The 24,181-nt window shown below is 65.9% G+C and carries 20 protein-coding genes; 5 read left to right on the forward strand and 15 right to left on the reverse strand.

Going from position 1 to position 24,181, the window contains the following annotated elements; genetic code table 11:
• The 3 genes from ABY44_RS07780 to ABY44_RS07790 form a co-directional block, all read left to right on the forward strand.
• Positions 1-1,581: cytochrome c biogenesis protein DipZ (locus tag ABY44_RS07780; protein ID WP_431641063.1), on the forward strand; the 1,581-nt coding region annotated here is incomplete at its 5' end.
• A gap of 121 nt (positions 1,582-1,702) precedes the next feature.
• Positions 1,703-2,398, forward strand: coding sequence for a peptide-methionine (S)-S-oxide reductase MsrA (gene msrA / locus ABY44_RS07785; protein WP_060172623.1), 696 nt, complete (start codon positions 1,703-1,705; stop codon positions 2,396-2,398).
• Between the two features lie 264 nt (positions 2,399-2,662).
• Positions 2,663-3,778 carry an aromatic ring-hydroxylating oxygenase subunit alpha gene (locus ABY44_RS07790; protein ID WP_027792251.1) on the forward strand — a complete coding sequence of 372 codons (1,116 nt, stop codon included), beginning with the start codon at positions 2,663-2,665 and terminating at the stop codon, positions 3,776-3,778.
• Between the two features lie 32 nt (positions 3,779-3,810).
• Here the strand turns inward: ABY44_RS07790 and ABY44_RS07795 are convergent, their stop codons facing one another.
• The 8 genes from ABY44_RS07795 to ABY44_RS07830 all read right to left on the reverse strand — a co-directional run bounded on the left by ABY44_RS07795 (position 3,811) and on the right by ABY44_RS07830 (position 14,544).
• Positions 3,811-4,200 (reverse strand): cytidine deaminase, encoded by a 390-nt coding sequence (locus tag ABY44_RS07795; protein WP_060172621.1) that lies wholly within the window; start codon positions 4,198-4,200, stop codon positions 3,811-3,813.
• Between the two features lie 110 nt (positions 4,201-4,310).
• A complete protein-coding gene (gene deoA / locus ABY44_RS07800) occupies positions 4,311-5,627 on the reverse strand; it encodes a thymidine phosphorylase (protein ID WP_060172619.1) in 1,317 nt (438 codons plus the stop codon).
• 38 nt (positions 5,628-5,665) lie between these two features.
• Positions 5,666-6,940 carry a NupC/NupG family nucleoside CNT transporter gene (locus tag ABY44_RS07805; protein ID WP_060172617.1) on the reverse strand — a complete coding sequence of 425 codons (1,275 nt, stop codon included), beginning with the start codon at positions 6,938-6,940 and terminating at the stop codon, positions 5,666-5,668.
• Positions 6,941-7,279: 339 nt separating this feature from the next.
• Positions 7,280-8,737 (reverse strand): dihydropyrimidinase, encoded by a 1,458-nt coding sequence (gene hydA, locus ABY44_RS07810; protein ID WP_021156782.1) that lies wholly within the window; start codon positions 8,735-8,737, stop codon positions 7,280-7,282.
• A gap of 61 nt (positions 8,738-8,798) precedes the next feature.
• A complete protein-coding gene (locus ABY44_RS07815) occupies positions 8,799-10,307 on the reverse strand; it encodes an NCS1 family nucleobase:cation symporter-1 (RefSeq protein ID WP_027792247.1) in 1,509 nt (502 codons plus the stop codon).
• Between the two features lie 101 nt (positions 10,308-10,408).
• On the reverse strand, positions 10,409-11,728 hold the full coding sequence (gene preA, locus ABY44_RS07820; protein ID WP_021156780.1) for an NAD-dependent dihydropyrimidine dehydrogenase subunit PreA: 1,320 nt from the start codon (positions 11,726-11,728) through the stop codon (positions 10,409-10,411).
• Between the two features lie 67 nt (positions 11,729-11,795).
• Positions 11,796-13,133 (reverse strand): NAD(P)-dependent oxidoreductase, encoded by a 1,338-nt coding sequence (locus tag ABY44_RS07825; RefSeq protein ID WP_060172615.1) that lies wholly within the window; start codon positions 13,131-13,133, stop codon positions 11,796-11,798.
• Between the two features lie 130 nt (positions 13,134-13,263).
• Positions 13,264-14,544, reverse strand: a complete 1,281-nt coding sequence (locus tag ABY44_RS07830) for a Zn-dependent hydrolase (RefSeq protein ID WP_021156778.1) — start codon at positions 14,542-14,544, stop codon at positions 13,264-13,266.
• Between the two features lie 355 nt (positions 14,545-14,899).
• On the opposite strand from ABY44_RS07830, the gene ABY44_RS07835 reads away from it, so the two are divergent.
• Complete coding sequence (locus ABY44_RS07835) at positions 14,900-15,592, forward strand: TetR/AcrR family transcriptional regulator (protein ID WP_060172613.1); 693 nt, start codon at positions 14,900-14,902, stop codon at positions 15,590-15,592.
• Between the two features lie 81 nt (positions 15,593-15,673).
• Here ABY44_RS07835 and ABY44_RS07840 read toward each other — a convergent pair whose 3' ends face one another.
• The 7 genes from ABY44_RS07840 to ABY44_RS07870 all read right to left on the reverse strand — a co-directional run bounded on the left by ABY44_RS07840 (position 15,674) and on the right by ABY44_RS07870 (position 23,131).
• Positions 15,674-16,303 carry a hypothetical protein gene (locus ABY44_RS07840; protein ID WP_155637898.1) on the reverse strand — a complete coding sequence of 210 codons (630 nt, stop codon included), beginning with the start codon at positions 16,301-16,303 and terminating at the stop codon, positions 15,674-15,676.
• The gene (locus tag ABY44_RS07845; protein ID WP_060172609.1) at positions 16,281-18,866 is read right to left on the reverse strand and encodes a fimbria/pilus outer membrane usher protein; all 2,586 of its coding nucleotides are present in this window, start codon (positions 18,864-18,866) and stop codon (positions 16,281-16,283) included. Before ABY44_RS07845 ends, ABY44_RS07840 begins: the two co-directional genes overlap by 23 nt.
• Positions 18,866-19,651: a fimbria/pilus chaperone family protein gene (locus ABY44_RS07850; RefSeq protein ID WP_081072628.1), complete on the reverse strand. Its 786-nt coding sequence runs from the start codon at positions 19,649-19,651 to the stop codon at positions 18,866-18,868. The genes ABY44_RS07845 and ABY44_RS07850 overlap by 1 nt, the downstream gene beginning before the upstream one ends.
• A gap of 148 nt (positions 19,652-19,799) precedes the next feature.
• Positions 19,800-20,426, reverse strand: a complete 627-nt coding sequence (locus tag ABY44_RS07855; protein ID WP_060172605.1) for a DUF1120 domain-containing protein — start codon at positions 20,424-20,426, stop codon at positions 19,800-19,802.
• Between the two features lie 220 nt (positions 20,427-20,646).
• A complete protein-coding gene (locus tag ABY44_RS07860; RefSeq protein WP_081072627.1) occupies positions 20,647-21,444 on the reverse strand; it encodes a DUF1120 domain-containing protein in 798 nt (265 codons plus the stop codon).
• Positions 21,445-21,516: 72 nt separating this feature from the next.
• Positions 21,517-22,155, reverse strand: a complete 639-nt coding sequence (locus tag ABY44_RS07865; protein WP_060172602.1) for a DUF1120 domain-containing protein — start codon at positions 22,153-22,155, stop codon at positions 21,517-21,519.
• 343 nt (positions 22,156-22,498) lie between these two features.
• Entirely contained in the window at positions 22,499-23,131 is a 633-nt protein-coding gene (locus ABY44_RS07870; protein ID WP_060172599.1) for a DUF1120 domain-containing protein, read from the reverse strand.
• Positions 23,132-23,496: 365 nt separating this feature from the next.
• Here ABY44_RS07870 and ABY44_RS07875 point away from each other — a divergent pair, with 365 nt between their 5' ends.
• Positions 23,497-24,150 (forward strand): response regulator transcription factor, encoded by a 654-nt coding sequence (locus ABY44_RS07875; RefSeq protein ID WP_081072626.1) that lies wholly within the window; start codon positions 23,497-23,499, stop codon positions 24,148-24,150.
• The last annotated feature ends 31 nt before the right edge of the window (positions 24,151-24,181 follow it).

Below are 24,181 nucleotides of genomic sequence, written 5' to 3' on the forward strand. Positions count from 1 at the left end.
CTCACCGGCTTCGCGCAACGCGACGGCCGTCCGGCCGGCCCCGCGTCGTCGCTGCTGCTCGGCGTCGCGACCGGCCTGCTGTGGGCGCCGTGCGCGGGCCCGATCCTCGGGCTCGTGCTGACCGGCGCCGCGCTGCGCGGCGCAAGCGTCGGCACGACGCTGCTGCTGGTCGCGTATGCGGCCGGCGCGGCGACGTCGCTCGGTGTCGCGCTGGTGATCGGCGGCAAGGTGTTCGCCGCGATGAAGCGCTCGCTCGGCGCCGGCGAATGGATCAAGCGCGGAATCGGCGCGGCGCTGCTGGCCGGCGTCGGCGCGATCGCGCTCGGCCTCGATACGGGCGCGCTCGCACAACTGTCGACCGTCACGACGGGCGGGCTCGAAACGAAGCTCGTCGACCGGCTCGGCGGGCATGCGAGCGGCGCGCCGGCGGCGATGGCCACGGCCGGCGGTTCGGCGGAGAACGTGGCAGAACGCGCGGCGGACAGCTCGGCCAACGGTGCCGCGAACGGTTCCGGCGGCGCGATGATGGCCGCGACAGCCGATGCCGCGCAGGCCGGCGGCGCGATGATGCGCGCGGTGGACGCGACGCATGGGCCGGCCGCGCTGCCCGTCGAAGGCACGCTGCCGTCGCTCGACGGCGCGGTGCAGTGGCTGAACTCGCCGCCGCTGACGGCGGCCGGCCTGCGCGGCAAGGTGGTGCTGGTCGATTTCTGGACCTATTCGTGCATCAACTGCCTGCGCACGCTGCCGTACACGACCGCGTGGGCGCGCAAGTACGCGCCGTACGGGCTCGTCGTGATCGGTGTGCACGCACCCGAATTCGCGTTCGAACGCGACATCGGCAACGTGAAGAAGGCCGTGCACGACCTCGGCATCGACTTCCCGGTCGCGATCGACAACCGCTTCGCGATCTGGCGCGCATTCAACAACGAATACTGGCCCGCGCACTACTTCGTCGACGCGCAAGGCCGCGTGCGTCGTCACCACTTCGGCGAGGGCGAGTACGCGGAATCGGAGCGCGCGATCCAGTCGCTGCTCGCCGAGGCCGGCCATCCGGAAGCACTGAACGTGCCGCTCGGGCTCGCCGGCGCGCCCGCGAAGGGTGCGCTCGCGGCGGCCGACAGCGCGGACGTCCGCTCGCCCGAGACCTACGTCGGCTACGCACGCGCCGAGGATTTCGTGTCGCCCGGCGGCGTGGTGCGCGATGCGGCGTATCACTATGCCGAGCCGGCCCGTCCCGATCTGAACGACTGGGGCCTCGCCGGCATGTGGCGGGTCGGCGCCGAACGCGCGACGCTCGCGGCGCCCGCCGGCCGCATCGTCTACCGCTTCCATGCGCGCGACCTGCACCTGGTGCTCGGCCCCGGCGAGGACGGCAAGCCGGTGCGTTTTCGCGTGACGCTCGACGGCGCGGCCCCCGGCGCCGCGCACGGCAGCGACGTCGATGCGCAAGGCTACGGTACCGTGACCGGGCAACGCCTGTACCAGCTGGTCCGGCAACCCGGCGCGATCGCCGATCGCACGTTCTCGATCGAGTTTCTCGATCCCGGCGTGAATGCCTATGCGTTCACGTTCGGCTGATCCCGGCCGGGGGCGGCGCACCGGCGCCGCGTCCGAGCCCCGCTTTCCATTCCGCCTTCCGAAGGAGCACACCGTGAACACCACCTCCCCCCGCGGTTCCGCGCCGCAACGGCGAAAGGCGATGCTGCGCCGCATCGGCGCCATCGCCGTCGCGGCTCTCGCCGTGTTCGGCTACCAGCGCATCGTCAACTCCGCCGAGGCGATGCGCACCGTACCCGCGCCCACGCTCGACGAAACGCCCGGCACATCGCACGACGAGACGGCCGTATTCGCCGGCGGCTGCTTCTGGGGCGTGCAGGGCGTATTCGAGCACGTGAAGGGCGTGAAGCAGGTCACGGCCGGCTATGCGGGCGGTGCGTCCGAAACCGCGCACTATGCGCTCGTCGGCTCGGGGCTGACCGGGCACGCGGAATCGGTTCGCATCGTCTACGACCCGACCCGGATCACGTACGGCCGGCTTCTGCAGGTGTTCTTCTCGGTCGCGCACGATCCGACCGAGCTCAACCGGCAGGGCCCCGACGAAGGGTCGCAATACCGGTCGGCGATCTTCCCGACCACCACGCAGCAACGCGCGGTCGCGACCGCGTACATCGCGCAGCTCGGCACCGCGCACGTGTTTCCGGCGCCGGTCGTCACGCGCGTCGAGGACTACAAGGGGTTCTACCCGGCCGAGGCCTACCACCAGAACTACCTCGAGCTGCACCCCGACGCGCCGTACATCGCGTACAACGACATGCCGAAGATCGCCGGGCTGAAGCAGTACTTCCCGGCGCTGTACCGCACCGACGCGGTGCTGTGGCGCGATGCGCGCTCGTGACCGCCACGCGGTCACGCGGCCGCGTGACGGGGTGACGGGGTTGACCGGGTAACGCCCGCCGCGCGGCCGAAGCCCGTGCGGCCACGCACGGCCGGCGCGAGCCGCCCGCGATCCGGTTTGCGCTGCATCAACGAAACCGCGGGCGTCGTGCCGGGGCAAACCCGCATCGCGTCCGCCGCGACCGGCAACTTCGCGTAGACTTCTCCAGATCCCCGCCGCATCTTGCGGCGCCCGGAATTCCAGTCCAGCCCGGAGACGTCACGCATGCGAGCAGTGCCCTTCCCTGACAGCGGCACCCTTGGAGAACCCTCTTCCGGCTCGGCCGTGCGCGACTTGCGCCGCGTGCCGATTCATCCCGATTACTGGTACCCGCTCGCGTGGTCGCGCGAGCTGAAACGCGGCAAGACACTCGGCGTGCGCTTCGCCGGCGATCCGATCGTGCTCGTGCGCACCGAATCCGGCGCCGTGTACGCGCTCGAGGATCGTTGCGCGCACCGCCAGGTGCCGCTGCACGCGGGCGTCGTGAGCGGCGAGACGCTGCGCTGCTGTTATCACGGCTGGACCTACGCGTGCGACAGCGGTCGCTGCGTCGACGTGCCGTACCTCGGCCGCGAGCGCCTGCCCAACGGCGTGCGCGCCTATCCGTGCCGCGAAGCGCACGGGTTGATCTTCGTGTTCCCGGGCGATGCGACGCTCGCCGACTCGCGGCCGTTCCCCGCGCTCGAATCGGCGGACGACCGCGCGTTCAAGACGCGCCGCTTCGGCCGCGAGGTCAAGTGCCACTACTCGTTCATGCACGAGAACCTGATGGACATGAACCATCAGTTCCTGCATCGCAAGCAGATGGGGCAGATGCGTGCGCGCTCGGTCGGCCGGCGTCGCGGCGACGACTGGGTCGAGGTGGACTACACGTTCGCGCGGATGGAAGGCAAGCAGCCGGTCGGCGAGGCGCTCGTGTTCGGCGCGAGCAAGAAGCCGGGCGAGCAGGCGGACAAGAGCGTGATGACGGTGCGCACCGGTTATCCGTACCAGACACTGCAGATCCGCTCGAGCGAAGGCACGCTCGTGATGGACCTGTGGATCGTCTATGTCCCGCTCGACGCCGAGCAGCGCACCAACCGCACGTTCGGACTGCTGTCGATCCACAAGCCCGGCATACCGTTCGCGCTCGATCTCGCGTGGCCGCTGCTCGTCTGGTTCACCGAGCGCATCTTCCGCGAGGATCGCTGGATCGTCGAGCGCGAGCAGGAAGCGCATGACCGGCAGGGCGCCGACTGGAACCACGAGGTGTTTCCGGTCATCAACGAGCTGCGCGACCTGCTGCGCCAGTGCGGCGCGCGCACGGTGATCCCGATCCGCGAAGCGCGCGACGGCGCGTGACGTGAGCGGCGCGCCGGTGCGCGCGCCGTTCGTTACAAGCGGAACGCGCCCGGCAGCAATGCGTGGGCCGTCGTGACGTCGACGGCCCCGTTCAGGTTGGCCAGGATCACTTCGATGTCCGGCGTGCCGATCTCGATGATCACCTGGCGGCAAGCGCCGCACGGCGCGATCGGGCCGACCGTGTCGCCCACGACCGCGAGCCGCGTGAAATCCCCCGGAAAATAACCGGCGGCGATGGCCGAAAACATCGCCGTGCGTTCCGCGCAGTTGCAGAGTCCGTAAGACGCGTTCTCGACATTGCAGCCGTGAAAAACCGTCCCGTCGCGCGCCAGCAGCGCGGCGCCGACCTTGAAGCGGGAATACGGCGCGTACGCGCGTTCGCGCGCCTCCTTCGCCGCTTCGATCAGTTCGTGTCGTTCCATCTCGTCGTGCCTCCGATTGTGTGCCGGGGAGCATCGGCGCGGCCGCATCCCGGCCGCCACGATACGCCCGTGGCGTGAAGCGATCGCCGGTATCCGCACCGTGCGATCGGTCAGCCGATCCGCTGATAGAGGGTCGGCGGCGCGTCGCCCGTCTCGCCCAGCACATAGCTGCGCTGGATCGCATCCACCGCGTGCGCCGCGGCGGCTGCGTCGCGGGCATGCACATGGCCGAGCGGCTGGCCGGCTTCGACACGCTGCCCGATCTCCGCGAGCGCCGTCAGGCCGACACTGTAGTCGATCGCGTCCGCCGCGCGCGTGCGCCCGCCGCCGAGCGCGACGACCGCGAGCCCGAGCGCGCGGCAATCGACCCGCTGCACGACGCCGCTCACGCGCGACGGAACCGGTACGATCACCTCCGCCCGCGCAAGATGACGCGCGGGTGCGTCGATCAGGTCCGCGGGGCCGCCAAGCGCCGTGACCATCTTCGCGAAGCGTTCCGCAGCCGCCCCCGAATCAAGCGCGTGCTGCAACTCCACGCGCGCCGCCTCGACGTCGCGCGCCAGCCCGCCGGTGACGAGCAACTCCGCCGACAGCGCCATCGTGACGTCATGCAGGCGTGCCGGGCGCGATTTGCCCGTCAGGTAGTCGATCGCGCACGCCACTTCGAGCGCATTGCCCGCGCACGGCGCGAGCGACTGGTTCATGTCGGTGAGGATCGCGGTCGTCTTCATGCCGGCGCCGTTGCCGACGTCGACGATGCTGCGCGCCAGTTCCGCCGACTGTTCGGCGGTCGGCATGAATGCGCCGGAGCCGACCTTCACGTCCATCACGAGCCCGTCGAGCCCGGCCGCGAGCTTCTTCGACAGGATCGACGCGGTGATCATCGCGATCGATTCGACGGTCGCCGTCACGTCGCGAATCGCGTAGATGCGCATGTCGGCCGGCGCCAGCCGCGCCGTCTGCCCGATGATCGCGACGCCGACCTCGCGCACCGTGCGACGAAACGCGTCCGTATCGGGCGTCACGTCGTAGCCGGGAATCGCGCTCAGCTTGTCGAGCGTGCCGCCGGTATGGCCGAGCCCACGCCCCGAGATCATCGGCACGTAGCCGCCGCACGCGGCGACCATCGGCCCGAGCATCAGCGACACGACATCGCCGACGCCGCCGGTCGAATGCTTGTCGATCACCGGCCCGCCGAGATCGAGCGCGCGCCAGTCGAGCACGTCGCCCGAGTCGCGCTGCGCGAGCGTCAGCGCGACGCGCTCGTCGGTGCTCAGGTCGTTGAAAAACACGGCCATCGCGAACGCGGCCACCTGGCCCTCGGTCACGCTGCCGTCGGTCACGCCGCGCACGAACGCGGCGATCCCGTCGCGATCGAGCGGCTGCCCGTCGCGCTTCCGGCGAATGAATTCCTGCGGTAAAAACATCGTTGCCTCTCCTCGATCGTTCAGGTTCAGGCGCAAGTTCAATGGAGCGAAAAGAACAGGCCCGCAATCGCCGCGCTCATCAGGTTCGACAGCGTCGCGGCCGTCAGTGCGCGCAGGCCGTGCCGCGCGACTTCCGAGCGGCGCTCGGGCGCGACCGCGCTGAAGCCGCCCGCGAGGATCGCGATCGACGAGAAGTTCGCGAAGCCGCACAGCGCGAACGACACGATCGCGAGCGTCTTCGGGTCGAGCACCTGCAGGCCGGCCGCCGCGACGTGCTCGCCGCTCTTCAGGTACGGCGACAGGTCGCCATACGCGACGAACTCGTTGAAGATCAGCTTCTCGCCGATGAAGTTGCCGGCCAGTGCCGCGTCGTGCCACGGCACGCCGATGATCCACGCGAGCGGCGCGAACAGGTGGCCGATGATACCCACGAGCGTGATCTGCGGAAAGCCCGCGAACGCCGCCGCGCCGCTGACGATGAGGTTCATCAGCGCGATGAGCCCGACGAACGCGATCAGCATCGCGCCGACGTTGATCGCGATCCGCAGCCCGACCGACGCGCCCGACGCCGCCGCCTCGATCACGTTGGCGGCGCGCTTGTCGTCGAAGTCGAGCCCGTCGACCACGACACGGCTCGGCTCGACCGTCGGAAACAGCAGCTTGCCGAACAGCAGGCCGCCGGGCACCGCCATGAACGACGCGGCGAGCAGGTATTCCATCTTCACGCCGAGGCCGGCATAGCCGACCAGCACCGAGCCGGCGACCGACGCCATGCCGCTTGCCATCACCGTGAAGATTTCGGCGCTCGTCATGTTCCGCACGAACGGCTTCACGAGCGCGGGCATCTCGCTCTGCCCCAGAAAGATCGTCGCGACGGCCGAGCACGCCTCGATGCGGCTCACGCCGAGCACTTTCGCCAGTGCGGCGCCGAGGATTGCAACGATCCACTTCATCACGCCGATGTAGTACAGCACCGCGATCAGTGCGGTCACGAAGATGATCATCGGCAGCACGCGCAGGCCGAACACGAACCCGCCGTCGCCGAACAGCTGGAACATCCTGCTGTCGACGAGCCCGCCGAACACGAACGCGATGCCGTGATTGCCCATGTCGAGCACGCGATTGACGCCGTTCGCGGCCGCCGCCAGCGCCGTGCGGCCGGACGGCACGAACAGCACCAGCGCGCCGATCGCCAGTTGCGTGCACAGCGCGGCGACCATGGTCCGGCCGCTCACCGCGCGCCGGTTGTTCGACAGCAGATAGGCCACCAGCAGCAGGAACAGCATACCCAGGAGACTGCGCAGAATATCCACCTCGTACTCCTTGCTCTCAATGTTGTTGGACTGTTCGGCGGGCAGGCCCGGCGTGCCTGCGAAACGCCGTCGGTGGATATTACTCGCCGGCATGCACGCCGACAACGCAAACAAAATGGCCGCGTTCGAGCAACGTCGCGTGCTTCGTCGACTTGCTCAGTTCTTCTACATACTGGGAGATCGGCAAGACGGGATCACGCTACGATCCGTCCCAAATACTGAGAGAATTGGCGGGATGGTGAGCAGCAGGCAGAAGCGGTGCCGGCATGCACGGGAAGGCAAGAGGAAGCATGCGGGGCGTGCCGCTCGACCCGACACGCCCCGCACGTTACGCACCGTTCAGCCGGCGCGCTCGACCGGATGCGGTTCGCGCAGCCGGTTCGCGATCCGCGCGGCCTCGTAGTAGCCGGCCGCCGGCGGGCGCTTCAGGTAGCGGCCCGCACCGCGCACCGCGCGCAATTCGCCGTCGGCCCATGCGAGCGCGCCGCGCGTGAGCGTATGCGTCGCGACGCCCTGCACCGTCATCCCCTCGAACACGTTGAAGTCGACCTGCTGATGATGGGTCTTCACCGAGATCGTCTTCGTCGCAGCAGGGTCCCACACGACGAGGTCGGCATCGGCGCCCACCTGCACGGCGCCCTTGCGCGGATACAGGTTGAAGATCTGCGCGGCGTTCGTCGACGTGATCCGCACGAACTCGTTCGGCGTGATGCGGCCGTGATTCACGCCGTGATGCCACAGCACCGACATGCGATCCTCGACCCCGCCGCAGCCGTTCGGGATCTTCGTGAAATCGTCGCGACCCATCGCCTTCTGCGACGCGCAGAACACGCAGTGGTCGGTCGCCGTCGTATGCAGTTGCCCCGCCTGCAGCCCGCGCCACAGCGCCTCGCGATGCTCGGCCGAGCGGAACGGCGGGCTCATCACGTGCGCGGCCGCGCGCGTCCAGTCCGGGTCTCGATAAACGGCCTCGTCGATCACCAGGTGGCCCGGCAGCACCTCGCCGAACACGCGCAGCCCTTCGCTGCGTGCACGCGTGATCGCATCCACCGCGTCCTTCGCGGAGACGTGCACGATGTACACGGGCACGCCGAGCACCTGCGCGATGCGGATCGCGCGGTTCGCGGCCTCGCCCTCGACCTCCGGCGGCCGCGACAGCGGATGCGCCTCCGGTCCCGTCATCCCGCGCGCGAGCAGCGCCTTCTGCAGCTGGAACACGAGCTCGCCGTTCTCGGCGTGCACGGTCGGCAGCGCGCCGAGTTCGAGCGAACGCGAGAAGCTGTTCACGAGCACCTCGTCGTCGGCCATGATCGCGTTCTTGTACGCCATGAAGTGCTTGAAGCTCGACACGCCGTGCTCGCGCACGAGCGTACCCATGTCGCGATGCACGCTCTCGTCCCACCACGTCACGGCCACGTGGAAGCCGTAGTCAGCCGCCGCCTTCTCGGCCCAGCCGCGCCATTCGCGGAACGCGTCCATCAGCGGCTGCTTCGGGCTCGGGATCACGAAGTCGATGATGCTCGTCGTGCCGCCGGCGAGCCCGGCGGCCGTGCCCGAGTAGAAATCGTCGCTCGCGGTCGTGCCCATGAACGGCAGTTCCATGTGCGTATGCGGATCGATGCCGCCCGGCATCACGTACTGGTCGTGCGCGTCGACGACGCTCGCGCCGGCCGGCGCGTCGATCTGCTCGGCGATCTGGAGGATCGTGCCGCCGTCTTCAGGGTCCGCGCACAGAACGTCGGCGCGATAGGAGCGGTCCGCATCGACCACGGTGCCGCCGCGAATCAGGATTGCCATGGGGTTGCCTCCTCGTTGACTGTCGGGTGCCGCATCGCACGCATCAAGCGCATCGCGCGTGTCATGCGCTCGCGATCTGCGCGCGCTGTCCGGCGCGCCACTTCATCCAGGTGCCGTACACGCCCGACGCCAGCACGAGGCCGACGAACCACGCGTACGTGTAAAGCGTGTTGAAGAACGCCGGCACGTTCGGGAACGACGCCGGAAATGCCGTGTGCAGGAAGCCGGGCAGGTTCGGCAGCACGCCGACCGCGAGCGCGGCCAGCGCGGCCGGGTTCCAGCCGCGCGCGTAGCTGAAGCCGCCGCGTTCGTCGAACAGCGCGCGCGTGTCGAGCCGCGTGCCGCGAATCAGGAAGTAGTCGACCATCATGATCCCCGCCACGGGCCCGAGCAGCGCCGAATAGCCGACGAGCCAGGTGAAGATGTAGCCGTCCGTCGTCGCGAGGATCTTCCACGGCATCATCACGATCGCGATGGTCGCGGTAATCATCCCGCCGGTGCGGTACGAGATCGCCTTCGGCCACAGGCTCGAGAAATCGTAGGCCGGGCCGACGAGATTCGCGGCGAGGTTGCAGCACATCGTGTCGAGCGTGAGGATCACGAGCGCGATGCCCACGCCGATGCCCGTCATCCGGCTCGTCAGGTCGATCGGATCCCAGATCGCGTTGCCGTAGATCACGACGGTCGCGGACGTCACGACGACCGACACCACCGACAGCAGCGCCATCGGCAACGGCAGCCCGATCGACTGGCCGATCACCTGGTCGCGCTGCGAATGCGCGAAGCGCGTGAAATCGGGGATGTTCAGCGCGAGCGTCGCCCAGAAGCCGACCATCGCGGTCAGGCCCGGCCAGAAGGTCGCCCAGAACAGCCCGGCCTTCTTGCCGCCCGCCGCGAACTGCGACGGCGCCGACAGCATCGTGCCGAAGCCGCCCGCCTTCGACGTCGCCCACCACACGAGCGCCACGCACATCACGACCTTGATCGGCGCGGACCAGCTCTCGAGCCAGCGGATCGAATCGGTGCCGTGCCAGATGAAGTAGAGCTGCAGCGCCCAGAACACGAGAAAGCACGCGAGCTGCCCGAACCCGATGCCGATGACCGGCAGCGCGGCACCGTGCAGCGCGTTGCCGGTCAGGATGTTCAGCAGCGTATAGATCGCACTGCCGCCGAGCCAGGTCTGGATCCCGTACCAGCCGCACGCGACGATCGCGCGCAACAGCGCCGGCAGCTTCGCGCCCTGCGTGCCGAACGACGCACGCACGAGCACCGCGTATGGAATCCCGTGCTTCGCGCCCGCATGACCGATCAGCAGCATCGGCACGAGCACGATCAGGTTGCCAAGCAACACGGTCGCCACGGCCTGCCACGGCGACATGCCTTCCTGGATCAGCCCCGCCGCAAGCATGTACGACGCAATGTTCATCACCATCCCGACCCAGAGCGCCGCGAAGTGATACCACTTCCACGTGCGCTGCGCCGGCGTCGTCGGCGCGAGGTCGTCGTTGTACAGGCTGCCGCCCTGCGCCGCGGCGCCATCGGGATCGGCGGGATTCGCTGCGTGATTCATCGAACGTACTCCGCGAAAACGTCAGCGCCGGCACCATGCGTGCCGGCCCGGGTGGAACGAAAAGCGGCGGTGCGGGGCTCTCCCGCGCCGCCGGACGCCGGTCAGGCAGCCTTCTTCGCGTGCTTCTCGGGTGCCGCCGCCGCACCTGCACTCGCCCCCGCGTCCGCGCTCGCCGGATTGTTCGGATGCGTGGTCCAGTTCGCGTAGTCGCCCGAATCGACACGCTCCATCGTGATGCATTGCTCGACCGGACACACATGCATGCAAAGATTGCACCCGACGCATTCCGAGTCCACCACTTCGAAGTGACGCACGCCGTCCTTCGTCGCCGTGATCGCCTGGTGCGACGTGTCCTCGCACGCGATATGGCACAGCCCGCACTGGATGCAGCGGTCCTGGTCGATGCGCGCCTTGATGTCGTACTTCAGGTTCAGGTATTTCCAGTCGGTCACGTTCGGCACCGCGCGGCCGCGGATATCGTCGAGCGTCGCGTAACCCTTCTCGTCCATCCAGTTCGACAGGCCGTCGGCGAGGTCCGACACGATCCGGAATCCATAATGCATCGCCGCGGTGCACACCTGCACGCTGCCGGCGCCGAGCACCATGAACTCGGCGGCGTCGCGCCACGACGAGATGCCGCCGATGCCGGAGATCGGCAGGTTCGGCGTTTCCGGGTCGCGCGCGATCTCCGCGACCATGTTCAACGCGATCGGCTTGACCGCCGGGCCGCAATAGCCGCCGTGCGTACCCTTGCCGTCCACGGTCGGCATCGGCGCCATGTGGTCGAGATCGACCGCGACGATCGAGTTGATCGTGTTGATCAGCGACACGCCGTCCGCGCCGCCCTTGTACGCGGCGCGCGATCCCATCCGGATATCGCTGATGTTCGGCGTGAGCTTCACGAGGCACGGCAGCTTCGTGCCTTCCTTCACCCAGCGCGTGACCATCTCCACGTATTCGGGCACCTGCCCGACCGCCGCACCCATCCCGCGCTCGCTCATCCCGTGCGGACAGCCGAAGTTCAGCTCGACCGCGTCGGCGCCCGTATCCTCGACGAGCGGCAAGATCCATTTCCAGTCCCGCTCGTTGCACGGCACCATCAGCGACACGATCAGCGCGCGTTCCGGCCAGTCGCGCTTCACCTGCGCGATCTCTCTCAGGTTCACGTCGAGCGGACGGTCGGTGATCAGCTCGATATTGTTCAGCCCCGCGATGCGCTGGCCGTTCCACTGCACGGCGCCGTAGCGCGAACTGACGTTGACGACGTGCGGATCGAGCCCGAGCGTCTTCCACACGACACCGCCCCAGCCCGCCTCGAACGCGCGGTTCACGTTGTAGGCCTTGTCGGTCGGTGGCGCGGACGCCAGCCAGAAGGGATTCGGCGAAGTGATGCCCGCGATGGTGCAGCGAAGGTCGGCCATGTTCGGCTCCGTGAGAGTGGGGTCGTGTTCGTTGTGCTCGTGGTGGTATGTGATGCGCGCGGTGCGCTCACGCGGCCTTCGCGTCGCGTTGCGCGAGCGCCGCGTCGATCGACGCGGCCGCGCGCTTGCCGTCCTGCACGGCCTGCACCGTGAGGTCGATGCCGCCCGTCGCCGCGCAGTCGCCGCCGGCCCACACGTCGGGCCATGCGGTGCGCCCGTCCGCATCCACCGCGATACGCGTGGCGTCCGCCGTCAGCAGCGCGGCTGCGCCATCGTCCGGCACCAGCGTCTGGCCGATCGCCTTCAGCACCATGTCCGCGTCGACGGTGAAACGCTCGCCCGATGCCGCCTCGAACTCGACACCCGTCACCTGCCCGTTCACGCCCGCCATGCGCACGGGTTTCGCGTGCGTGACGAGCGTGACGCCGCTCTTCTGCGCGAATTCGCGCTCGGCCCACGTCGCGCTCATCGCGTCCACGCCACGCCGGTACACCATCGTCACGCGATCGGCGCCGAGCTTGCGGCTTTGCACCGCCGCATCGATGGCCGTATTGCCGCCGCCGATCACGACCACGCGCCGCCCGACCGGCACGTTCTCCAGCGCGTCGGCCTGCCGTACCTGCTCGATGAAGTCGACTGCGTTCATCACGCCGGCCAGTTGTTCGCCGTCGATCGCGAGCGCGCGCACGCCGGCGAGGCCCATCGCGAGAAACACCGCGTCGTGTTGCTCGCGCAGCGCGTCCAGCGTGATGTCGCGGCCAAGCGCGACGCCGGTCTGCAGCGTGATGCCGCCCACCGACAGCAGCCACTCGACTTCACGTTGCGCGAAATCGTCGACGGTCTTGTACGCGGCGATCCCGTACTCGTTGAGACCGCCGGCCTTCGGGCGTGCGTCGAACAGCGTGACGCGATGCCCGGCGAGCGCGAGCCGGTGCGCACACGCGAGCCCGGCCGGCCCCGCGCCGACCACCGCGACGTGGCGGCCCGTGTCGGGCGCGCGCGTGAAGCGCACCGCGCCGGTCGCCATCGCCCAGTCGGTCGCATGCCGCTGCAGCGCGCCGATCGCAACGGGCTGCGCATCCTGGTGGTTGCGCACGCATGCGCCTTCGCACAGGATCTCGGTCGGGCACACGCGTGCGCACATCCCGCCGAGCGGATTCGCCGACAGGATGTCGGTCGCGGCGCCCTTCAGGTTGCCGTTGCCGATCTTGCGAATGAAGCTCGGGATGTCGATCTGCGTCGGGCAGGCCTGCACGCACGGTGCGTCGTAGCAGTAGTGGCAGCGGCTGGCGGCGGCCGCCGCCGCGGTCGGATCGAGCAGCGGCGCGATATCGGCGAATTCGCACGAGAGTTGCGTGGACGACAGGCGATGCGCGGCGATATCGCCGGTTGGCTTGGTGGTCATACGCGTTCCTTCGACTGGGTGGAGACAAAGCCGTCCCCGCCGGCTGCGAATGCACAGTCGGGGCGGTCATCATTATCAGGAATGCTACGGTCAGGCGGTACGCAGCCTGCCGGCTGCTACGGTCCTTGCGTCATGAAGCCGGCTCGCATGCGCGCGACAGCATCGCGTGCAGCAGCACGTTCGCGCCGGCCTCGATCCATGCAGGCGTCGCGTCCTCGATCTCGTTGTGGCTGATCCCGTCGACACACGGCACGAACACCATCGACGTCGGCGCGACCTGGGCGAGATAACACGCATCGTGCCCCGCTCCCGATACGATGTCGCGATGCGAGTAGCCGAAGCGGTCGGCCGCACCGCGCACCGCTTCCACGCATGCGGAGTCGAACGCGACCGGCTTGTAATAGAAAATCTGCTCGAGCTGGGTCTCGAGCCCGATGTCGGCCGCGATGCGCGCCACACCGTCGCGCAATGCAGCATCCATCTTCGCGAGCACCGCGTCGTCCGGATGACGGAAATCGACGGTGAAGAACACGCGTCCGGGAATCACGTTGCGCGAGTTCGGGTAGACCTGCATCATGCCGACCGTCGCGCAGCCGAACGGCGCATGATCGAGGCCGATCCGGTTGACCAGATCGACCACGCGCGACGCACCGAGCAGCGCATCGCGCCGGCGCGGCATCGGCGTCGGCCCCGCATGCGCTTCCTGGCCGGTGAACGTGATCTCGTACCAGCGCTGCCCCTGCGCGTCGGTCACGACGCCGATCGTCTTGCACTCCGCTTCGAGTATCGGCCCCTGCTCGATATGCAGTTCGAACGCCGCGTGCAGCTTGCGCCCGCCGCACGGCACGTCGCCCGCGTAGCCGATGCGCGCCAGTTCCTCGCCGATCGTCTTGCCGTCCACGTCCTTGCGCGACAGCCCGTATTCGAGCGGGAAAACGCCCGCGAATACGCCGGATGCGACCATCGCGGGCGCGAAGCGCGAGCCTTCCTCGTTGGTCCAGATCACGACCTCGACCGGATGCTCGGTCTCGATGCCGTGATCGTTGAGACTGCGAATCACCTCGAGGCCGCCGAGCACGCCGTAGATGCCGTCGAAACGGCCACCCGTCGGCTGCGAATCCGCGTGCGAGCCGGTAACGACCGGCGCAGCATCGGCCACGCGGCCCGCGCGGCGCATGAACACGTTGCCCATCGTATCGACCGTCACCGTGCAGCCGGCGGCCTTCGCCCAGCCGACGATCAGGTCGCGGCCGGCCTTGTCGAGATCGGTCAGCGCGAGGCGGCACACGCCGCCCTTCGGCGTCGCGCCGATCTTCGCGACTTCCATCAGGCTGTCCCACAACCGCTTGCCGTCGACCTTGATCGACGTGTCGAAAGCTGCCCGCTTCACTGTTTCCGATACCGCGTTCATTCGTATCGCTCCTGTGGGGTCGGTGATGTCGTCAGCCCGGTCTGTGCCGGTGCGTGCAATACCTGTTTCGGGGCAATCCCGCCCATGCGCGGTGCATGTCCGGTCGTGCGCGAAGTTCGTCCGACGAATCGCCGGAACTGCCTTCCGCCGCTCGTCGAATCCTGTCCGATTGGACAGGTTTTAGACGATCAAAATGACCAAAGCAATGTCTTTCTTTCGTGGATCGATAGAGCGAGAAACGTGCCATCGCAACGCAGCATCGCTGCGGATGCGCCGTTTCCGCATGCGTGCGTTCGACGCGGATCAGCGGCTAGAATGAAGCCCAACGCGGCATGCCCGCCGCGCGAGGGTAACGATGAGACATGACGAGGCGGCAGCCGAAGCGACCGACAGCGACGAAACGTCCGCGCCTTTGCGGCGACGCAAGGCACACATCCGCGAGTCCAACGAAGCGCATCTGCTCGCGTGTGCGGAGGCCGTGTTCGCGGAGCGTGGGCTCGACGGCGCGAGCACCGCGATGATCGCGGAGCGCGCGGGCTTGCCGAAAGCCAACCTGCATTACTACTTCCCGACGAAGCTCGCGCTCTACCGCCGCGTGCTCGACGACCTGTTCGAGGACTGGCATCGCGCGGCCGGCACGTTCGAGGCCGGCGACGATCCAGTGGAAGCGATCGGCGGCTACGTGCGCGCGAAGATGAATCTGTCGCGACGGCGCCCGCTCGGCTCGAAGGTCTGGGCCAACGAGATCATCCATGGCGCGGAGCACATGCAGGACATCCTGTCGCAACGCGTGAAGCCGTGGTTCGACACGCGCGTGAAGGTGATCGACGGCTGGATCGCGCGCGGGCTGCTCGCGCCGATCGACGCGCACGCGCTGATGTACCTGATCTGGGCAACCACGCAGCACTACGCGGATTTCGATGCGCAGATCCGCGCGCTGAGCGGCAAGCGTGCGTTCACGCAGAAGGCATTCGACGAGCATACCGAGCAGGTCGTGCAGCTCGTGATTCGTGCGTGCGGGGCGGTGTCGCCGGAGGCGAAACGGTAGGCATTCTCACTAAGGCATGCACCGCGCGACGACCCGATTCATCGCGCCGCCGACACATGCATCTTCGCGGGGCGGACGGCTTCAGAACGGAACCATCTCCAGGACGTGGCTGCTGAACCAATCGGATTCGTTGTCGACGACCTCAAGCGAGTCACTCGGGACTGCGGGATCCAGTTCCAGTTGCAAGGCGAGCCGGCTGCCCGTCGCCGGCTTGCCCTGCTCCACCACGACGATGCCCTTGTTCGGATGCAGGCTGACTTTGGCGGCCTGCTCCGAAGGCTGCTGGCCGCCATGCTCCACACTGCCCAACGCAACGGGCCTGCCATCCAGGCTCGCATCGCCGGCCACTATGGAAAGAACGCCTCGCGAACCAAACCGGAACGCGCTGTGATCCAGCGTGTCTCCGCGCAGGAAAATCGCCATGCGAACCGGATCCTTGCAGACGACGTTCACGGCAATCAGGCGTTTTCCCAACGAGCGTCCTTGCGCCGATGCGGGCTGCCCCAGAATGGTCTGCCGGTACTGAGCGCCATAGTCCAGCTGCGCAGGCACCGTATGCAACTGACAATTGTCCGCCGCCGTATCCGCGGCCGCGGTGCCGGCCAGGCTCAATCCCGCGCACATTGCCCATGCACGCCAGCTGAAAAAAATCTGTTTTCCTAACATGTCTTCTATTGAGCCCAGGATCTCATTGGAGTGTGCAACGGGCATCGGCGCTTTCGAACAGATTGCCAGCAGTTGCTTGCTCGGGCAGCGCATACTGCAACCGGCACTGCCTGCCGTCCGGCAATGCCACCGTCAACGCATCCGTGCCGGCGCCGTCGTTGAGAAACATCTGCCCCTGCTCGAGCACCGTGCCGACATACTTCTGGCGGCCATCCAGCACATAGGCGCCGGCAGGCAGCAGGTTTCCCTCCGAGTCGCGCGCGTTGAGCATCACCCGACGCACGCGGGTGAGTTCGAAGTCGATCCGGTTCACCGACCCGCGCCCGGGGTCGACCTGGTGGAAGCCGTTGCCGATGTCGACGTTGCGCGGCAACGTGCTGGTCATCACCTCCACACGATTGCTGCTGTATGGGGAAAGACGCGGCACCACGGCACGCCCCCAGAGGTCGGTCCATACCGGCCCCTGCGGGGTGTTGATTTTCACGTTCGACACACCCGATGCCGACACGATGCCGAACGTGTCCTGCACCGGATAGGGCGAAAGCGTCACCCCGTTGGCGTGCAGCACCACGCCGCCCGAGGCCCCGCCGTAATACGAGCGAGCGCGCTTGCCGGTATCCGAAAACCCCAGGTTGACTTGAGCAATGCGCGACGTCGCGGCCGCTTGACCCGACACGGCATTGCTCCGGTCGCGCGTGTTGCGCTCCGCATTCAGCGAGTAATTCAGGCGATCGCCGACCCGTTCGTTGTAGTTGGCCCCGAAGCGCGTATAGCCGCTCGTGTTGCTGGCATAGGTGCGGACGCTGCGCTTGCCGAACGGGATGCTCAGCGATACGTAATAAGTGTTGTCGGGCCTGTCGTAGGCTCTGCTGCCGTAATACCGGGTGTCTCTGCGGGGGCTGAGGTCGCGCTCCACGTTCAGCGATACAGTGCCGAAGGCGAAGCTCTTGCCCCAGGAAAAGTTGAGCCGCTGGGTACGCTCCCCGTTCTGCTGGTTGGAGAATGCGTAGCCGAACGTCAAGCCGCCCAGCCTGAAATCGGACCAGGCCAGGGTCGCGGTATGCCGGCTCCGGAAGCGCGATGCGGCGAACCCGGGCTGGCCGGCATCCACGGTGAAATCGTCCAGCGTGCGATAGCCGTTGCTCTGGTACGCACTGCTGAAACTCATGGTCAGGTTCTCGTGCAAACCGCCGAAAATGCCCGAGACCTCGATCTGCGTGCCCGGCTTCCTGGCCTGCAGTGACGCGCGCTGCTGCAGCTTGACGCTGCTCGACCGCGACACGCGCATATCCACGCCCCAACTGGCGGCCTGGTATCCGGGAGCGAACAGCGCTGCGGCGCTGAGGTTGTTGCGCTTGCCCAGCGTCCAGCTGCCGCTCGCGCTCGCCACCCACGGGTTACGAGCCTTGTTGCCGTCGAGATTGCGGCTCTTGCCGAACGCGAAAGCGTAGCCCGGCCGCTGTCCGAGCGCCCCCGCGCTGATCGACGCGGCGGGCACGACGAAGCTGCGCCGCGCGCCGTCGGATTCGATGACGGTCACCTCCAGGTCGGTGCTGTTGTTGAGCAGCGGCAGGTCGGTGAGCGAAAACGGGCCGACCGGCACGACGGTGGTATAGATCAACCCGCCCGCCTGGCGCACCTCGACGCGCGCCTGCGATTGCGCCACGCCCTCGACCATGACGACGTTACGCTCCTGCTTGCCCAGCGCCGCATCGGGAAACACCTGGATGCCGGTCAGCGGCGCGCCGGTCAGCACCGAGTTGGCGATGTTGATCTGTCCGGCCTGCAGCGTGGCGCCCCATCGCAGCCAGGTTCGCTGGCCGTACGCGTAGAGGTGTCGGCTCTGGAATCCTGAATTGTCCTGGCGCTGCGAATAGGCGCGGCTGCGCAAGATCCAGTCGCCGGCATTCACGCCGAGTTCGGAATTGAGCGACAGGAAGTTCGAGCCCGGCATGCCGCTCGCTTCGCTGCGCATGGTCATCAACTCGTAGTTGAACAGCGCCGCATTGCCGCCCCGGCTATAGCCGGAGAAATCGGCCACCACCGGACGAAGCGCCGTGGTCGGCACGACGAGCCGCACTTCTTCCCGCCCCGGCTTGAGCGCCACGTCCGTACCGGGGAAAGCCCGCGCGAAGTCGTAGCAGGTGTCGGGGCCGGCATCGCCATCCACCGCGTATTTCGCGTCGGGCACCACCAAGCCGGCTGCGTCCAGAAAAGTCCGGTCGAAACACGGCGCGCCGTCGTCGTCGAAGCGCGTATTGATCCGCCCACGCCGAATGTCGTTGACGTAGACAACGACGCGGCTGCGGCCAGGCCGATAACGCGGCGCGGCGCGGAAATAATCGGCGATCTGCGGATCCAGCCCGCGCTGCTGCAGGATGCTCGTGTCGAAGTTGAAGGTCGCATCGACGGACGCCGGATCGGACGTGGCTGGTGCGGCCGTCGCTTGCGCGGCCGATGCCGCGTCAGGCGGCGTGGCCGCCTGCGCATACGCCCGCGGCGGATAGGCACCGGCCAGCAGCATCAACAGCGATGCGGCCGTCCCGTTGCGATACACGTTCGATTCGCGTTGGCGCCGTACTCGGCGCGTGGCACGGTCGAGCCGCATTACGGTTGCGTCGCTGCGTTGACGAGCGGGGCGTCGTAGGTGTCGACCTCGTAGCCGTAGATCGTCGCGGGCGACAGTTTGACGCCGGTTGCCCGTACGCCAGCTCCTTTCGGCAACGAGACTTCCACGGTGCTTTCGGGCAGCACATAGGTCTTACCCAGATCCACCGCTGTCTTCTCCGGCAGGAGTTGCACACCTTGCCCCAGACGCACCACATACGGGCTGTCGTTGCGCACGCGCAGCTTGCCGTCCGCGACCGACCACTGCAGCAGCGTCCAGGGCGAGGTGTGCTTCGCGAGCTTGGCCGGATGAACGATCAGCGGCAGGTTCTGGCGAACCGTCATGCTGATACGCGCCCTGCCGTCCGGGCCTTTGGGCGGAATGCCCTCAAACGTCACGCGCTTGAGCCGCTGCACTTTCAGCGGTGCCGGGCTTTGCAGCAGAAAACGCACCAGCTGGGTGTCCTGACCTTCCACCCGGCTCACCGGCGGCACCGCCACGACCAGCAATTCCTGGTCTTCCGGCGTGTTCTGTATGGTCGTATGCAGCAGCAGCGGAATCGACTCCGTGTTCTTCACGTTCATGGTGGCTTCGCCGTCCGATTCGTTCAGGATCACCACGGAAGATTCGGGCAGGACGCCCGAGGCCTGTGCAACGGCCGGCATGCTCAGGCATGTCGGCAGTCCAACAGTCAGAACGGCCTTCGCCACTGCGTACCGGCACGACGAGAAAGACTGGGGACGGGAAACAGGCCATGACGGAAAATGCCGGGAACGGTTAAACATAATTAGTAATCCAACGCAAATGGATTTAATAAATAGGAAGGGCCGTTACGCTTGGAACGGCGAGGAAATTCGAGGAGGCGGCGGTGGGATCGATCGCTGCGTCGGCCTGGTGGCAGACGCCAGGCGCGATATTCGTGACGAGTAGGTGTTACAGGTAGAACAGCTCCAACGTGGCGGAACCGTCGATCTCGAGTTCGTCGGTGAACGCGATATCGTCCCTGAAGTAGAACCGGAACCCCAACCCGCTCCCCAGTGTCTTGAACGCCACCGGCTCCGTCTGCGGCCCCTCCACGTCCCACGCAACGGTATAGCCGGGGTCCAAGCCGACGTCGCCACTACCCTTCTCTCCCCAAGTAGTCTCCCCCTTGCTGCGCCGAATCATGCGGACGAACCTCCCATCGGCGTTGTGGGCGTCCGAAACAAAGCCGCTAATGACGTAGTAACCGATGTCCGGATCACCCAGGCCGAATGCGTATACATGCACTCCAGACGGTTGCGCACCGGCGCGATTGTCGATCACGTCGATCCCGACTTTGGTCGGGTGCTGGCAGTTAATCAGCAACGGCATGTCGCGATAAATCTGCTGATAGCCAGCGATAAAATCCTTGCGCGATAAATTACCCAGATCGATGACGCCTCCATTTCCCAACGCTATGCTGCAAGCCCCGCGCGTTCGGATCTGACCGTTGACGCTGAGCTCGGCAGCCGATGTCACGCCCGCGCTCGACAACGTGCCGGCCAGCACGAAAAAAACAAACAACTGCTTCAGGCTCATCTGAATATTTCTCGCACGCTGAACCGCACGGACAAACACATATCGGGGCGGCACGCGTACCGTCGGATAACCCCGTTCCAACGCCACTGACAGCCACGCTCATTCCCAACGCACCCCGATCCGATTTTCGTCGTTGAGCTGCCTGCGAAAATGAGCGTTCGAGAAACAATACGCCGAACGTCAGCCGTCAGCCGCCCGGGCCCGCTCCGATCGCGCCTTTTTACAGATAGGTCAGATCGAGGGTCGCCGAACCATCCAGATCGACATTGCCACTGGAAAGATCCAATTCCGACAATTTATTGATCGTCGGGGTCGCAACTAGATGGATTGCGATGGACTTGTATGCGCCGGGCGTCAAGCTGCCCGAATCCGCAAACGATTTGCGCGCGCTGCCTTTCGCCATCAGCCCCACCTCGTCGGAAGCCCACGTGTTGGATCCAGCCGGTGCGGCCAAGACATTTTCCTTCCCGGCGACGCCGTCGAGCTCGACTATGCCAATACCCAACGTGTAGTAGCCGACCTTCCCCTTGCCCAGGCCGAACTCGGAGTCTTCGCCCGAGCCGCCGGCGGCCGTACCCGAACGGTTGTCCCGCACGCTCAATGCGACCTTGGTGGCCGAATTACAGGTGACGGCCACGGTCTGCAACTTAGCGTCGAATTGCGTCGTCTTATTCTGGTGAAGATTTTCCGATGCGATGGTGCCGAAATCATAGACGCCGCCGTTGCTGATCGTGAGGTTGCACGCAGCATCGGGCACGATCTTGCCGGCAACCTTGACCTCCGCTGACGTGTCCGCCTGCGCATGACCGGCAACGACAAACGCGCCAGCAACCAGCCCCAGTCCTGCGAGTTTCTTCTTCATCGCGTTATTCCAATAAAAACGAACCAAAAAATGAAGGCCCGCATCAAGCGTTGCACGTGCCGATATCGGGCAAACCGTTACGCCACCATGCGGATACATCGAACTCCCCGGCCCTGTTATCTCCAATCCCACTTTACCGCCCACGGTTTGAAACATTTCATTCTCGAACACAATTAGCCTATAAGCAGCCTATTCCCTGAAAGAGAAAGCTATGAAACGAGAGGTACGCTACAGATATACGAGTTCCAGGGTCGCGGAACCGGCGATCTCCATTTCGTCGGTGAACGCAATGTCTTTGCCCTTGAAATAGACAGTGATCTTCAGCATGTCTTGCATCCACGTGCCCGCCACCGGGTCCGAACCGAGTCCAATTCCCCACGAATAGACATTCCCGCGACCCACCGACCAGCCGCCCCAAGAAGGCGTGTGCCAATTGTCGGCATAGGAACGGCGAAGCGATGTAGCTCGTTTCCCGTTGACTGCGCGGTAGTCATCGACACTGAGCACCATGGAGTACGAACCAATGTCAGGATTGCTCAGAGCAAATGTCTGCTCGCCCTGATCGACTGCACTGAAGTTGTCGGTCAGCACGAACCCGACCTTGGTCGGGCGCGGGCAGCTCACCTGAAACGGCAAGCGCTTAAGCTTATAGTAAGGCGCATCAGGAAAATTCCCTTTCGACAGATTGCCGATGTCGACGATGCCACCGTTTTCCAGCGTCAAGTCGCACGCGCCGACCGATCGGATTTGCCCCTTGAAACTAAGGTCGACCTGGCCATTGAATTTAAGATCCGCTGCCGACGCCACGCCCGCACTCGTCAACGTGCAGGCCAGCGCGGAAAGAACACACCACTGCTTCAAGCTCATCTGAATATCCCTCTCATTTGGAACGGCATGGGTACGCCGTCCACCTGCCGGATTACCATGCGAATCGTTCGTCACTATGCGCGTCGCGTCGACGATCCGATTCCCCCCATCCCGACGTGCATCTCTCGAAAGCGCGATCACCCGACGCTCGCAGTCACACGACTTCTGGCATCCATGCATTGACGCCGCTACGCCGATTTCAGCCCCCCGACGAGCAGCGGCAATACAGGCCCGATGTCTCATCACGCACGCATCGGTCGAAAGCAAGCGCTCGAGAAGAATGGGCCCGAACGTCAGCCGTCGCAGCCGTCCGACGCCCCGCCCCACTCCGGATCGCACCTTTTTACAGATAGGTCAGTTCGACAGTCGCCGAGCCATCCAGATCGACACTGCCGCCGGAAAGATCCAGCTCCGACAATTTGTTGATCGTCGGGGTCACGGTCAGATTGGCCGTTACGGTCTTGTATGCGCCGGGCGTCACGTCGCCCGAGTTCGCGAACGATTTGCGCGCGCTGCCCTTCGTCATCAGCCCCGCCTCGTCGGAAGCCCATGCGTTGGATCCGGCCGGAGCGGCCACGATATCCACACCGTTGCTGTCGCCGGTGGCACCGCCCAGACTCAGCGTGTAGTAACCGGCCTTCCCGTTGCCCAGACCGAACTCGGCAGCGTCGCCCGTGCCGCCGGCGACCGTGCCCGAACGATTGTCCCGCACGTTCAACGCGACCTTGGCGGCCGCATTGCAGGAGATGGACACGGTCTGAAGCTTGCCGGGGAGTTGCGTCGTCTTATCCCGGTGAAGATTTTCCGACGCGATGGAGCCGAAATCATAGACACCGCCGTTGCCGATCGTGAGGTTGCACGCATCGGGCATGATCTTGCCGGTGATCTTGATCTCCGCAGAAGTTTCCGCCTGCACTTGACCGGCAACGACCAACACACCGGCAACGAGCCCCAATCCCGCGAGTTTCTTCTTCATCGTCTTACTCCCTTACTCCAATAAAAAACGAACCGAAAAATGATGGCCTGCACCAAACGTGCTAACACCGGGCAAACCGTTGCGCCACCACGCGGACAAATTTACTGCCCGGGGCCAAACCAGGTCATTGGGAAGAATCTGTTTTTCACCGAGAAATATCTGACCGACCACTCAGCCCATTCGCCCTCAATCCGCATTCAAGTATGGTTAGCGGCACATTCGCCCGAACGACCTCCCGATGCCGCGCACAGTGCCTTCTGGAAAACCGGTTCCAGCCCGAAACGGCATCAACCGAAAACCGAAACGGCTGCGAGGTTATGGATGGTTTGTTTGGCTAAATAAAGATCAATTGAGCAGAGGGTCCCGTGAATCCTCGTATTGTGGTCGTGGACGACCATCCGCTGATTCGAATGGCGGTGCGAGCAATTTTGGAGCGCGACGGTTATGAAGTCGTCGCAGAGTGTCATACCGGGGTGGACGGTGTTCAGGCCGCTCGCACGCTTGAGCCCGACTTGGTGATCCTCGACCTGGTCATTCCCGGTCTGGACGGTTTCTCGGTCATGGAGCGCCTGCGCAGCGCCAAGCTCGCCTCCAGCATCCTGGTGCTCACCTCCGGCGACACGCGCAATTACGCGATGCGTTGCCTGCAAGCCGGTGCGTCCGGCTTTGTCTGCAAGGACGGCGGGCTGAACGAAGTCTCCGAAGCCGTGAAAGCGGTGCTTGCCGGCTATTCGTACTTCCCGCGAGTGGTCACCGACATGCTTCGCGAAAACCTGCAGGAGATCGCAACAAACGAAGGTAGAGCCCCCGTCGCGGAGCTCGATGGACTCACCGACCGGGAGATGACGATCCTCGGCCTGCTCGTCAGGGGAATGAACAACCAGGAAATCGGGCGCACGCTGATGCTCAGTCACAAGACTGTGAGCACCTATAAGATGCGTCTCATGAGCAAACTCAATGCCCCGAATATGGTCGAGCTTGTGAAGGTCGCGCAACGCAACGGCATAGCGATGTCCTAATCGCTTTCGGACCAGCCGCTTGGCCGACACG

Origin of the sequence: Burkholderia sp. ZZQ-2, assembly GCF_050768715.1 — a bacterium.
Classification (GTDB): Bacteria; Pseudomonadota; Gammaproteobacteria; order Burkholderiales; family Burkholderiaceae; genus Burkholderia; species Burkholderia cepacia.